General features: G+C 55.0%; 8 protein-coding genes. 3 read left to right on the forward strand and 5 right to left on the reverse strand.

The window, feature by feature from the left end:
* Positions 1–148: 148 nt before the first annotated feature.
* On the forward strand, positions 149–3,181 hold the full coding sequence (locus ACZ51B_RS16885; protein ID WP_464294515.1) for a beta-L-arabinofuranosidase domain-containing protein: 3,033 nt from the start codon (positions 149–151) through the stop codon (positions 3,179–3,181).
* Here ACZ51B_RS16885 and ACZ51B_RS16890 read toward each other — a convergent pair.
* Positions 3,175–4,002: a helix-turn-helix transcriptional regulator gene (locus tag ACZ51B_RS16890; protein WP_464294516.1), complete on the reverse strand. Its 828-nt coding sequence runs from the start codon at positions 4,000–4,002 to the stop codon at positions 3,175–3,177. The genes ACZ51B_RS16885 and ACZ51B_RS16890 overlap by 7 nt on opposite strands.
* Before the next feature lie 168 nt (positions 4,003–4,170).
* Between ACZ51B_RS16890 and ACZ51B_RS16895 the strand changes: the two genes are divergently transcribed.
* Positions 4,171–6,975 (forward strand): DUF6055 domain-containing protein, encoded by a 2,805-nt coding sequence (locus ACZ51B_RS16895; RefSeq protein ID WP_464294517.1) that lies wholly within the window; start codon positions 4,171–4,173, stop codon positions 6,973–6,975.
* Between the two features lie 955 nt (positions 6,976–7,930).
* On the opposite strand, the gene ACZ51B_RS16900 is transcribed toward ACZ51B_RS16895, so the two are convergent.
* The 4 genes from ACZ51B_RS16900 to ACZ51B_RS16915 form a co-directional block, all read right to left on the reverse strand.
* Positions 7,931–8,791, reverse strand: coding sequence for a hypothetical protein (locus tag ACZ51B_RS16900; protein ID WP_464294518.1), 861 nt, complete (start codon positions 8,789–8,791; stop codon positions 7,931–7,933).
* 77 nt (positions 8,792–8,868) lie between these two features.
* Entirely contained in the window at positions 8,869–10,302 is a 1,434-nt protein-coding gene (locus ACZ51B_RS16905; protein ID WP_464294519.1) for a sensor histidine kinase, read from the reverse strand.
* Positions 10,299–10,982 (reverse strand): response regulator transcription factor, encoded by a 684-nt coding sequence (locus ACZ51B_RS16910; protein ID WP_464294520.1) that lies wholly within the window; start codon positions 10,980–10,982, stop codon positions 10,299–10,301. Before ACZ51B_RS16910 ends, ACZ51B_RS16905 begins: the two co-directional genes overlap by 4 nt.
* An 86-nt stretch (positions 10,983–11,068) precedes the next feature.
* On the reverse strand, positions 11,069–11,554 hold the full coding sequence (locus ACZ51B_RS16915; RefSeq protein WP_464294521.1) for a hypothetical protein: 486 nt from the start codon (positions 11,552–11,554) through the stop codon (positions 11,069–11,071).
* A 558-nt stretch (positions 11,555–12,112) separates the two neighbouring features.
* Here ACZ51B_RS16915 and ACZ51B_RS16920 point away from each other — a divergent pair.
* Positions 12,113–13,147: an IS110 family RNA-guided transposase gene (locus ACZ51B_RS16920; protein ID WP_464294522.1), complete on the forward strand. Its 1,035-nt coding sequence runs from the start codon at positions 12,113–12,115 to the stop codon at positions 13,145–13,147.
* Positions 13,148–13,397 lie beyond the last annotated feature (250 nt).

The following is a 13,397-nucleotide window of genomic DNA, read 5'->3' on the forward strand; positions in this document are numbered from 1 at the left end:
AGAAATAGGTTCCAAGTGTTAAGGTTTGTTGACAGATCCATGGTGGCGGGATTGCACAAACGGCAATGTTTCTTGCGTGGTTGGATATTTGGAATTGGCGAGTTATGAGTTAAGGTGGGAGGAGCGGTTTTCGCTTTGAAATCATCTCATGGCAATGTTCTCTTCTCGTATCAGTAGTGTGTTCTCGGTCGGACTTGGATTGATGGCGGCTTCGGCTTGTGGTGAAGACTCGGTTCGGGTTCTCAGTTCGATTCAGCCAACTTCGGGTGGGTTCTATTCCCCGAATCGTGCTCCTCTTCAGCCTTCGGCGTTTTTGAAGCTGCCTCCTGGGGCGGTTGTTCCGAAGGGGTGGTTGCGGGAGCAGTTGCGGCTTGATGCGGAGGGGATTCCGGGGCGGTTGGATGAGATCAGTCACTTCTTGGATTTCAGGAACTGTGGTTGGGTGGATCCGAAGAAGAGCGGTTGGGAGGAGCTTCCTTACTGGCTGAGAGGGTACGGGGACCTGGGGTACGTGCTTCAGGACGAGCGGATTTTGGCGACGACGAAGAAGTGGATTGATGCGATGATGGCTACGGCCCAGCCTGATGGTTACTTTGGGCCTTTGGAGCAGAAGCCAACTGGGGAAGGGGATCGTTATGATGCGAAGGATCCTTGGGCGCATATGTTGGCGATTTCTTGTTTGCGGTCTTATTACGACTACTCGCACGACCCGAAGGTGCTGACGGTGATCTCCAACTTCTTTACTTGGATGAGCCATCAGCCGACTCGCTATTTTGGAAGCGGGTGGGGTGCTTTGCGGTGGGCTGACCAGATGGCCAATATGTATTGGCTTTACAACATCACGGGTGACAAGGCTCTGTTGACGATGACGGAGCAGATCTATGCGAAGAGTTTGAATTATGAGACGAACCTGACGAATGCTCACAACGTGAACTGGGCTCAGGGGTTTCGGCAGCCTGCGGAGTTTTGGCAACAGACGCACGACCCCAAGCACTTGAAGGCGACTGAAGAGAACTACCGCCAGGTGATGGATGTTTACGGTCAGTTTCCGGGTGGGGGAGTGAACGGGGACGAGCTGTGGCGGTCTGGGTATCGCGATCCGCGGAACGGGTTTGAGACTTGTGGGTATGTGGAGTACATGCTGAGCTTTGAGATGCTTCAGCGGATTACTGGCAAGTCTGTTTGGGCGGATCGGTGTGAGGACATTGCTTTCAATTCCTTGACTGCGACTTTGACGCCTGACCACCGGGCGTTGCATTACATCACTCCTGCGAATGTGATTGATACTTTGCAGGCGCCGAAGCAGTTGAGTCAGTTTACGAATGAGTGGCCGATGCTTGGGTTTGAGCCTTCGCCTCATGGGTATCGGTGCTGTCCTCACAACTACGGGATGGGGTGGCCGTACTTTGCAGAGACTTTGTGGCTTGCGACGAGTGACCGCGGGCTTTGCGCGGGGATGTATTCGGCTTCTAGCGTGACTGCGAAGGTTGGGGATGGGACGAGTGTTTCTGTGGATGAGGTCACGGATTATCCTTTTAAGGAGACCCTGAGCTTTAAGATTCGGACCGCGAAGAGTGTTGCGTTTCCGCTGTATTTCCGGGTGCCGGGTTGGTGCAAGGCTCCTGAGTTTAAGTTGAACGGGGTATCTGTTGCGGTGAAGGGAGCGGTTCCTGGGAGTTATGTTCGGATTGATCGGACTTGGAAGAACTCGGATGTGATCTCGCTTCGGCTGCCGATGGAGACAAAGGTTCGGCGGTGGGATACGAATAATGGTGCGGCTTCGGTGGAGTATGGTCCGCTGACTTTCTCGTTGGATATTCAGGAGAAGTGGTCTGAGTATGAGCCTGAGCGGTTTGATGCTCCCAACTGGAAGGGGCATGCGGCGACTGCTGCGAGCGCTTGGAATTATGGGTTGGTTTTGGGTGGGAAGAACCCAGCGGCGAACTTGAAGGTGGTGCGCAAGCCCGGCGAACTTGCCGCGAACCCATTTACCAAGGAGGGTGCTCCGCTTTCGATTGTGGCGGAGGGGCGTCGGGTGCCGAATTGGCGCGCGGATAGTGACAACACGGTGGGGCCGTTGCAGCCTAGTCCGGTGTTTACGGCTGCGCCGACTGAGAAGATTCAGTTGATTCCGATGGCTGCGGCGCGGTTGCGGATTACTTCTTTCCCTGTGGCGACCGGGGATGCGAAGGCTTCACAGTGGGTTCCTGCTCCTAAGCCGCTGGTTCGGGTTCGGATGTCGAGTAGAGCTTGGCCTTATAACACGGGGGCGTTTTTCTACGGGGTTGAGCCGAAGAGTTCACATGATTTGGACGTTCCTCGGTTGGCTTGGTTTGACCATCGCGGAAGTTTGGAGTGGCTCCAGATTGCGTTTAAAGGTGCGGTGGATGTGTCGAAGGTTTCGGTGTATTGGTTTGACGATCATCTGCACAAGTCTTACGTTCCTTACCCTGGCATGGGGACGTTCCAGGTTCCTGAGAAGTGGCATGTGGAGTACCAGGATGGGACGGGGTGGAAGCCGGTTGAGGCGGCGGGACCTTATGGGACGGCGGTGGATGGCTATAACCGGGTGAGTTTTAAGAAGGTGAAGGCTACTGCGTTGCGTGTGGTGGCTCAGTTGAAGCCGGATGGGACGGCGGGGCTGTTTGCGGTTCGAGTTGGGAATGATGCTTTGGAGTTGCTGCCGACTGTGTCGGCTGAGGCTGAGGCGGTATTGAGTCAGGGGAGTCCGGTGGTTCGGACGGGGACGTTCTTGGCTAGCTCTGAGTTGGTTCCTTCGGCCTCGCACTGCTTTGTGAGCGATACGGTTTCTGACTTGGCGGCCGATGGCGAGCCTCGGGAGTCTGCGGATGAGAGCGTTCGTCGGTTGACTTGGTGGGATCACAAGGGGACTACCGAGTGGGTTCAGTTGGACTTTAAGTCTGAGAAGGCAGTGTCTTTGGCTGACGTTTATTGGTTTGAGGACGGGCAGGGTTGCGCGGTGCCTGCTTCTTGGCGGCTTTTGTATAAGGATGGCGAGCTATGGAAGCCTGTTGAAGGAGTGTCTGAGTTTGGGACGGAGGTTGATGTGTACAACCGGGTTCGGTTTAAGGCTGTTACGACGCGGGCTTTACGGATTGAGGTGAAGTTGCGCGAGGGCAAGTCATCGGGCGTTTTGCGGTGGCGTGTGGGGAATCAGTAGTTGTCTCGGTAGTGGCGCGGGCTTAGGCCTGTGTGTCGTTTGAAGACGCGCGAGAAGGCGAAGGGGTTTTGGTATCCGACTTTTTGCGCGATGTCTTCGACCTTCCAGTGGGTGGTGGTGAGGAGCGCGATGGCTCTTTCGAGCCGGATTTGGGTGACCATTTCCATGACACCACACCCATAGAACTGTTTGACGACGGATTGGAGGTGGCGTGGGGATGCGCCGAACTCTCGGGCAAGGCCGGTGACTGACCAGTCTTGTCCGGGATCGGCGTAGAGGAGCTGCCTGAGTCTTTCTACTCGTCGTCTGGATTCTGCTGTGAGGGTGGTTTCCGAGGTGTCGAGTGTTCGTTCGATGAGGATGGACAGGGACCTTGCTAGGGAGTCGAGCATGGCCGGTGAGTGTTTGGTGTTGCGGACGCGCTCGTGGGCGAAGATCTGCATGAGGCTTACTATTTCGTCCCATTCCATGCCGTTTTGGATGCGGGTGGGACCTTGCCAGCGGTCGATGGGTTGGAGGTGGAACCAGGATTTTTCCCAGTGGCCGTCGGTGTGGTAGGCATAGGTGAGGCCGGCGGGGAGGAAGCAGAGGGAGCCTGGGGTGAGGCTGTGGGTTTCGTCTGCGATGCGGAGGGTGCCTTGTCCGCTTGTCGTCATGAGGAAGACGTGCTCGCTGGAGGGTGCGCGTTCGATGGAGTATGGGGGGCGGAGGTCGCTGATTCCTGCGCTGTAGATGCCGTGGTTTTGTAGGGCGCGGCGTGCTGGTGGGGTGTCGTTTAGGTATTGTTCGCGGCAGTTGGGTCCTACGAGGTGGCGTTCCATGGCGGGGTTTGGATGTTACCGGGGAGTGATGGGGTGGTGATGCAACGGGTGATATCGCTCATGTGAGTTGCAGCTAATTTGCATCTGGAAAATTTATTCAGAATTGAATCGTTTAAATTTGAATGTCTTTCGATCATTGGGGCGATTGAGCCCGTCTATGAGGAAAAAATGCGACACGTACTTTCTCTTGTAACTCTAGCCATCGTTAGTGCTGCGACATGTCGGGCACAGTCTCTTCCTTCACGGGTTTGGCATCCTTCCGGCGGGGCTAGCCCTGGGGATATTGAGGGTGCTTTGGTTCGGCAGGACGAGAAGCTCGTTGTGGTCAAGACGCCCGATGGAAAGACCGTGTCCATTTCTCGTAGCTCGCTTGACGATGAGGACCTGCGGTATTTGAGGGCTGTGGCCAAGGTATCGCGGCCGTATCGCAACTGGACGATTGGTGGGCAGAGCGTGTCTGCCTCGTTCTTGCGATTGGAAGGGTTCGATAGCGAACGCTCGAAGCGACAGGCTGTGTTGGTTCGATTCGACGATGGTAAGGAGAAGGGATACGCCGTTGGTAGCTTGGGCAAGGACGACCAGGCGTATTTGGCACCGTTTCTGAAAAATCCAGTGTCACCGGCGCCCAAGCCTTCTTCTGCGTACCAGGTGCGGTGGGGTGAGTACAGCCCTTCTAAGAGTCCGGAGCCTTTTGAGTATCACGCGACGGATCACTTTGTGTTCTTTTGGGGGAAGAAGATTGAGGATGATGCCAAGCAGTGGCAGGATCCGAAGTTTCGTCAAATGAACTTTGAGTATTTTGAGCGGGTATTCCGATATTTCGAGGGGATCGGTGCGTCGGTTCCTGGTTGGAACAGTTCGATTAAGTACAAGACCAACGTTTATGTCACACGGACGGGGCTCTCTAAGTTTCCTGAAGGGTTTGCCTTTGGTGGGGAGAGCATCATTATTCACCCGGGGGCGATGTTAGAGGGTTCGAGCGTTGTGCCTCATGAATTTGGGCATACGATGCAGCTTGCTTCGGGCGGTTATCGGGATAGTCCGTTTGTGGGTTGGTTCTGGGAGAACCATGGCAATTTCTGTTCTGGGTTGTTCATTCCTGGTACGTCATCGGCGTTGGGAGTTTATGCAGAGCGATGTCACTACGAGCTTGATTCGTCGCGAATGAACTATGGTTCCTGGCCTATCTTGCAATATATCGTCGAACATCCTCGCTTCAAGCCTTCTTTTGCCTTCGATATTTGGAAGCAGGCGAAGCGTGATGCCAATGGGGCTGCGACGGAGACTCCGATTGAGACGATGATCCGGTTGGGCGTTGAGCAGCATCAGTTTAAGGGCGATGGAATTGGCGACTTTGGTGACTTGGTGGGGCAGATGGCTGCTCACAACGCGACTTGGGACTACCTTTACCAAGACGCTTACAATGCCGATCTGCAGTGGCTCCAGAGCAATGGGGCGCCGTATCGCGGGAAGACGATGTTGCGTCCGGTGGCGGATCGTCCGGGTTGGTTTGCGCCTTGGTACTCCCAAACGCCGCGTCAGTTTGGTTTTAATGTGATCGATTTGAAGCCAGTGGATGGGGCGAAGCAGGTGGCTGTTGATGTGTCTGGGATTGTGGACGAGACGCTGAAGAGCGACTGGCGCTGTGTTTTGGTGGCTATTGGGAAGAATGGGCAAGCTCGGTATGGGCGAATGTGGCGGACTGGGAAAGCTGAATTGGAGCTGCGTCCTGGGGAATCGCGCGTTGCGCTGGTGGTTGCGGCTTGTCCGAATGCGGTGGTTCGGACCGAGTTTCGACCTGGTTACAACAAGCAGAAGCGTCATTTTCCTTACGAGGTTCGGCTGACGAATTGTTCTCCTGGTGCTAAGCCCGTTGGAACTCTGACTCACGACGGTATTGAGGGGGCGGCTCATCCGAATGGTGGTGGGTTTGTGGCTGTTTCGGCTCGTGTTGATTCGACCGCTTATGTTGGACCTAATGCCCAGGTTCTGGGGAATGCTCTGGTGAAGGGTAATGCCCGGATTGAAGACTACGCTGTGGTGACGGGCGATGCGGTTGTGCAGGATCAGGCCCGTGTGGGCGGGTTTGCGTTGATTCGTGATCGAGCGCAGATTAAAGGGAGTGCTCGGGTACGCGAGTTTGCGGTGGTGCATGACAACGTCACAGTTACGGACCGGGCTCGGGTGCGTGAGTTCATGTCGGTTTCGGGGAACGGTCTGGTTGGGGGAGATGTGCTTGTGAAGGGGTTTGCGGATACCTACACGGGGACACGTGCGCCGATTATTGGTGGGGCGATTCTCGGTCAGGACGCTGAGTTGCACCTCGATAACTGGCCGAAGCCGATTGAGTTTGGGACGTTGTATGGGTTCATGGCGGACGATCAGCTTAGGACTGATCTGGTTGATAACGATTACCTAGCGGCCTCTTGGGACATGTCTCAACCTAGGTCGTCGATCTTGATTGATCAGTGTACGGACAATGATGGGGTGCTCCGGGGTGGCGCGAAGTTTGTTGGCAACGCCCTTGATCTGGATGGTTCTTCTGGTTATGTTGCCCTTGAAGGCAGTGTGTTTGATGCGTCGTCTTGGACTTTTGAAGCCAAGTTGAATTGGCGAGGCGGCGGTGCTGGCCAAGCGATTCTTGCTCTTGGGAACGGTAAGTCGTCGGTGATGCTGACTCCTTCGAATCGGAATGGGCGCGTTTCGGTTGTTGTGCGGACGCCTGGCAAAGAGGTGGAATTTGAGGGGAAGAGTGCGGTTTCGGTAGGGGTGGTGACGGCGGTGAAGTTGGTTGTTCAGGGGAACCGAGTGACGGTGTTTCTTGATGGACGCGACTGTGGGTTGAGTGGTTTGGCGTCTGTTGAGGTTGGAGACCTTAACCCAAGCTTTGCTTATCTGGGTCGGGATGCATCGGCGAGTGGGTACTTGAATGGTCAGATCCTGAGTGGCAAGGTGTATCGGCGGGCCAAGTGATATCTGTATTGATTTGAAGGACACGGGGGTATGGAAGGGACGGTTTCGTTCGCGTCCTGGTGCTGCGTTCGCCGCAGCCGCCTGGTGTTAAGCTGCGCTTTCCCAGGCCTGCGCTTCGCTTCGACCTGGGCTTGTATAGGTCGCTCCTTCAGAGCTTTTCGGACGTTGATTGTGCGGTTGGTGGTTGGTTCGGTAGGTTGATTTTGTGAGGTCGGGATCGTGACGGTTACCGTCCACGGGCTGCGGTCGGAGCACGCCGTTGGCATTGCGTTTTTGTCCAGGCTTATGTTTGCCGATGTTCGCTTTGGATGTGGATGAGGATTGTCCTCTCTTTCCACGCCCGTATGAAGTTAAATTGCCGAACGGGTCGCTGGATGAATGCTGTGATTTGGTGAGCAGCCGGACTCTCCTATCCCCACCTTTCCTCTCGGGGACGAAAGGAAAGGGGCCGGAGGTTAGTTCATCTGTTTGTTTACCTAGATTTGGGGGTTGTTCTTTTTAAAGGAAGGGACAGTGATGGTCCCCGCCCTGGTGCTGCATTCGCAGCAGCCCCCCTGGTGTTAAGCTGCGCTTTCCCAGGCCTGCGCTTCGCTTCGACCTGGGCTTGTATGATGTCGCGCCGTTGGCGCTGCCGGAGTTGGCTTTGGTAGAGCTTCCTATTTGGAGATTTTGGGGAGAATCCTGCGTTGATTAGGGGGATTACTAATTGTTTAGACGTTTTGGAATTGGATTAGGGCGTTGCTCCGACCGAGGTTTGGATAAGGTCGCGCCGTTGGTGCTGCCGAGTTGGTTTTGGTTGGGCTTCCTACTGGGGAATTTGGGGGAGAATACTGCGTTGATGAAGATGCTTACTAATTGTTTAGAAATGCGGGGATTGTGTTAGGGGCTGCACTTATATAAATAAAAATGGCCGCCGGAGGTTTTCTCCGAGCGGCCGATTGCATGAGATGAGTGGCTAGTCCTCTCCCCCGCCACCGCCACCTCTGCGAGGTGGTTTTAGGTCAATAATCTTGCCGAGCATCGATTTCCAGGTTGCTTTTTGGTCTGATGTTAGGACCGCTAGCAGGTCTGCATCTAGCTTCTTCATTTGAGGATTTTGTCCTCGTCCGCCACCCGGTCCACCGGGGCCACCGGGGCCGCCAGGACCTCCTGGGCCGCCTTGTCCGTCAGGTCCGCCTGGGGGTGGGCCTCCTGGGCCACCTTCACCGCCTGGGCCACCAGGAGGAGGGCCACCTGGGCCACCCTCTCCGCCGGGGCCGCCTGGAGGAGGGCCGCCAGGTCCGCTTTGGTTACCGCGGGGTGGGCGGGCTGACTTTAGGATGCTCTTGATTTTTGCTTTTTGGTCGCTGCTTAGGCCGAGTTTCTCAGCTACGTCGTTTCGGCCTAGGGCACGTGGTCCTTGGGCTTGAAGCTCGATCTGTTGGAATCGAGTGAACTGAGTGTCGGACAGGATGCCTTTGAGGGCGGCCATGAACTTGGTGCGTCGAGCTTCTTCATCCTTCTGAGGGTCGCCTTGAGCGCCTTGTTGTGGCGGCTTGGGGCGATTTTCCTCCAGGTAGGTTTGGATCTTCTCTCTTTGATCGTCGGTGAGACCTAGGTCTTGTCCGACGGTTGGATTCAACAAAAGCATTGGGCCACCGGGTCCGCCTGGGCCTCGTTGTCCACCTGGTCGGCCGCCTTGTGGAGGACCGTCTTGGTGGAATGCCAGCAGGTTGTTATCTGCTGTGGTGGCCGAAACCTTTACTTGTGCAACCGCAGCCATCGCGGAAACAGTAGCAATTCCGAGTGCTGCTACCTTTAAAGTTTGTTTGAACATGGTTCACCTCTTTTGGGGCTTTACTGCCCTTTACATGTTCTAATTTAGCGGTTCGTTATTTGGAAGTTATTTGGATTTCAAATATCCAACACTTTTTTTGACTTTTTTTGATTTCCGAGTAGAACTATGGCGGTAGTGCCTTTTCCTAGTTCACTTTCGATGCGGAGTTCACCGCCATGTTGTTCCGCTATGGCTTTGACGATGGACAGTCCGAGGCCACAGCCTCCGTCTTTGCGGCTTCTGGCGGCGTCGGCTCTGTAGAAGCGTTCGGTTACGTGAGGGAGGTGTTTGGGGTCTATGCCGGCGCCGGTGTCTTCGACTCGGAAGAGGTTGTGTCCGATCACGACTTTTACTGTGCCGGATTCGGGGGTGTAGCGGAGGGCGTTTTCTACGAGATTGGTCATTGCCCGTCGGAGGTCGGAGGCGTCTCCTTGGACGGTTGAGTTCTCGGTGATTTCTAGGGTGACGGGGCGCGTGAAGTTCTCGATGACCTCTTTGGCTAGGTTCGCAAGGTTGACGTCTTGGAAGGCCTTTTCTTCCTGGTATCCATCTGTCCTTGCGAGGGTTAGGAGTTGCTGGACTAGGCGGTTCATGGATTCGCCTGCTTGGTCGGCTATTTTGAGGGCTTCTCGGAGCTCTTGTTCGTCGCTGGCTTGCGAGAGGGCGGAGCTTGTGGTGAGCATGAGTCGCGCGAGTGGGGTTCTGAGCTCATGGGAGGCGTCTCCGACGAACTGTTTTTCCCGGATGAGAGCTTCTTGGATTTGGTGAAGGAGTGCTTCTTTTTGTTCGAAAGAGCCTTCGAGTCGCTCGATCATTTGGTTGAAGGTTTGAGCGAGTTTGGCTAGTTCGTCTTGGCCTGTGACTTGGAGGCGTGTGTCGAGATTTTGGTCGGTGATTTTGGAGGCGGTGAGTGCGAGTGCTTCCACGGGGCCGAGGGCACGGTTGGTGAGGAACCAGCCAGCGCCGCAGGCTACGAGGACTGCGATGGGCAGTAGAATGAGAAGCAGTTGGGTCTGGGTGGCTACGAGCCTGTCGTAGTCGGCGAGTCCGTGGCCGAATTGGACGACTATGGGGTCGTCGGTTCGGCTGTTGTATCGGATGGTGACGACTCGGACGCGTGCTCCTTCGATCGAAATTGTTGAGAGACGGGTTTGGGTTGGGGTGATTGTCTTGATGGCTTCCGCATCTAGAGTATCGCCGTCGTTGTGATCGAGTCGGGTTCCTTCTGGGTTGTAGAAACGTGGGCGGCTCAGGCCTTGGGAGTCGTTTTGGGGTGGTGGGGGAGGGCCGGGTCTGTCTGGTCTGCCGGGGCCATCTCTACGAGGTTCTCTGCTTCCGTCATCGCCGTGGATTGCGAACACGTCGGCTCTCATGAGGAGGTCTCGGTCTACTGAAGTGAAGGCGAGGCGTTGGGTGGTGTAGGTGAGGAGCCAGCCTACGGAGCAGACCATGATGAGCACTGATGCGCCATTTAGGAGTGTGAGTTTGGTTCGGAACGACCAGGGTTTCACCGCGGGTCCTCGCCGGTGATTCGGAGTCGGTAGCCTACTCCGTGGACGGTTTCGATGATGCTGGTGGGGCGGTTGGCGTCGATCTTCTTTCTTAGGGCAGTGATGTGGAAGTTGACGGTGTTTGAGAGGCTCTGGTCGTCTCCCCAGATCTCTTCGATGATGATTTCTCGCGTGAGGACCCGGCCTTGGTTTCGGGCGAGGGCTTCTAGGAGTGAGAACTCTCTGGGGGTGAGGTGGATCTCTTCGTCTCCTCGTTTGACGGCGTGGTGGGCGGGATCTATCAGGAGGTCCGCGACTTGCATGAGGGTGGAGCGTTGGACTTTGTCTCGTCGGAGGAGTGCTCGGATACGGGCTAGGAGTTCGTTGAAGTCGAAAGGTTTGGGTAGGTAGTCGTCGGCGCCTGTGTCGAGACCTTTGACTCGGTCTTCGATTTGGTCTCGGGCGGTGACCATGAGGATGGGGACTTCGTGGCGTCCGCGTCGGAGTTCGGTGCAGATGCTGAGGCCGTCTCGGCCGGGGAGCATGAGATCTAGGACCACGAGCGAGTAGTTTCCGAACTCGGCCATTTCGAGGCCTTGTTCGCCGTCTCGTGCGACATCGACTTGGTAGCCCTCTTTGGTGAGGGTGTACTTGAGGCGATCTGCGATCACCTCGTCGTCTTCAACAATTAATAAGCGCATCTTCCAAACGGGCTGCCTAGGGTGTCACAGGTGCCCGACACCATAGACTAGCCGCTATTCGTTTGGAATTTGTTTGGAAGTGTAAGTTATTTGAGTTTGAGGGAGTTGGCGAGGGTGTAGATGTTGGCCTTGCTGCTGCCGGAAGAGCGGACAGCTGTGACGACAATCATCTTTCTGGGGAGGAATGTGTACCAGGTCATTCCGGTTGCGGTGCCCTTTTTGAGGCCAAGTCGCTTACCGGTCTTTCCTGCATATTTTGCGGAAGTTTGGGAAGTGACTGTGCATCCCGAAGTTTTGAGGAAACTGCTGATGAAGCCCTTTTCGAACTGGCTCTTAGTTGTTGGGTCCATCGGTTTGTTGAAATTGACGATGGAGACAATCGAGACGATGTCTTTGGTGGTGGACTGGTAGTTGTTGAGTTTCAGCGCGAAGCCTGATTGGTTGAAATTCATGCTTTGCAACTGTGGAGTTGTTGGGAAGTTGGCGGAGAATCCATCTGTGCTAGAGGTGTAAGTGCTGGCGAATGCGGTGACGCAGAGGACGGACAGTAACGTAGCAAATTTGGCTCGCATGTTTATCAGTATAGGCTGTCGGACGTTGTTTGTAGAGTTGCTGATTGGAATGGTGTGTTGTCTTTATAAGGAAGGGACAGTTTCGTTCCCACCCCGGTGCTGCGTTCGCCGCACCCCACCCCTGGGTTAAAGCTGCGCTTTCCCAGGCCTGTGCTTCGCTCCGACCTGGGGTGATATTGGGCGCTCCTTCAGAGCTTGTCGGACGTGGGCTGTGGGGTTGGTGGTTGGTTCGGTAGGTTGATTTTATAAGGAAGGGACAGTTTCGTTCCCGCCCTGGTGCTGCATTCGCCGCACCCCACCCCTTTTTCTAAAGCTGCGCTTTCCCAGGCCTGCGCTTCGCTTCGACCTGGGCTTGTATCTTAGATAGAGACTTATTTGACCGGCTCAATGCGCGGACCTGGGCTTGAGGCGTTGTCCTCGGATAATAGGGAGCGCTCGGTCAATAGGTCGCCAGGGTCCTCGAACAGCGTCTCGAAGATATCCACGAAGGGAACTTCATCGCATTTACAAGCCAGAGGTCCGGCGACCGTCTAAGAATACATCTGGAAGAGGGCTGAAGTGGAAGGGTTTGTTGGGATTGATGTTTCTAAGAAGAGTTTGGACGCCGCGTTTTTGAGTGGTACTAGTGGCAGGATGGCGACTCGCAAGTTCTTGAACAGTGTGCAAGGGTTTCGAGAGCTTCTTGGCTGGTGCTTAGAGAAAGCGGAAGCTTCACAGATTCATTTCTGTATGGAATCGACAGGAACGTATGGACTGGGTCTTGCCCGTTTTTTGTCTGAAGCGGGTCTTTGCGTGAGCTGTGAGAACCCAAGGGTCATTCAGCACTTTGCGATTGGAGCGAGGATTCAAAACAAGACGGATCGATCCGACTCAAGAGCGATTGCTCGCTACGCTCAGATGATGAAGCCAAAGCTCTGGGATCCAGATCCAGAGGTGTACGACACGATGACGATGCTTCTTCGGCGTGCAGATGACCTGGAGAAGCTTGCTTTGCAAGAGAGGAACAGACTTGAGAGTGACGCCGTTCGCGGGGCTATCAAGGATTCCATCAAGCGCATGGTTCAGGTTTTAGAAGAAGAGAGGTTCAGAGTCTTGACCGATATTGAGGACCTCATCGCTGCGGATGCAGGCATGCAAGCCATGGTGGTGGCTCTTGTTGCAGAACCAGGAGTTGGAGAGCTGACTGCCATACGGATCCTGAGCCATCTGCGCTGGAACTACAAGACCTACCAGAGCGCTCAACAAGCAAGCGCCGCAGCTGGACTGAACCCAGTGAAGAAGGAATCTGGCACCTGGAAAGGAAGAACCAAGATCTCAAAACAAGGTCCAAGTAGCGTAAGAGGCAACCTGCATATGTCTGCTCTTGCGGGAGTGAAGCACAATGCGGTTCTTGGAGCTTTCTACGAAAGACTCATCAGCAGAGGTCTTCCCAAACTTGCAGCCATTACGGCTTGCTGCCGCAAGCTCATCATGCTCTGCTACGGCATCTTGAAGCGGCACCAGAAAGGAATACCACCCACCTACTCAGGAACAAAACAGCGGTACACCACACTCTTTGGAAAGCAAAGGAAGTTCATACCATTGACAAGCTAAGACAGCGTCTGATATAGGTCGCTCCTTCAGAGCTTTTCGGACGTTGATTGTGCGGATGGTGGTTGGTTTGGTAGGTGGTAGGGATCGTGACGGTTACCGTCCACGGGCTGCGGTCGGAGCACGCCGTTGGCATTGCGTTTTTGTCCAGGCTTATGTTTGCCGATGTTCGCTTTGGATGTGGATGAGGATTGTCCTCTCTTTCCACGCCCGTATGAAGTTAAATTGCCGAACGGGTCGCTGGATGAATGCT

This window comes from Fimbriimonas sp. LA-C6 (assembly GCF_055398105.1).

Excerpts from the sequence above, each read along its gene's own strand:
- ACZ51B_RS16885 (WP_464294515.1), top strand. The coding sequence starts at position 149 with ATGGCAATGTTCTCTTCTCGTATCAGTAGTGTGTTCTCGGTCGGACTT.
- ACZ51B_RS16890 (WP_464294516.1), bottom strand. The coding sequence starts at position 4,002 with ATGGAACGCCACCTCGTAGGACCCAACTGCCGCGAACAATACCTAAAC.
- ACZ51B_RS16895 (WP_464294517.1), top strand. The coding sequence starts at position 4,171 with ATGCGACACGTACTTTCTCTTGTAACTCTAGCCATCGTTAGTGCTGCG.
- ACZ51B_RS16900 (WP_464294518.1), bottom strand. The coding sequence starts at position 8,791 with ATGTTCAAACAAACTTTAAAGGTAGCAGCACTCGGAATTGCTACTGTT.
- ACZ51B_RS16910 (WP_464294520.1), bottom strand. The coding sequence starts at position 10,982 with ATGCGCTTATTAATTGTTGAAGACGACGAGGTGATCGCAGATCGCCTC.
- ACZ51B_RS16915 (WP_464294521.1), bottom strand. The coding sequence starts at position 11,554 with ATGCGAGCCAAATTTGCTACGTTACTGTCCGTCCTCTGCGTCACCGCA.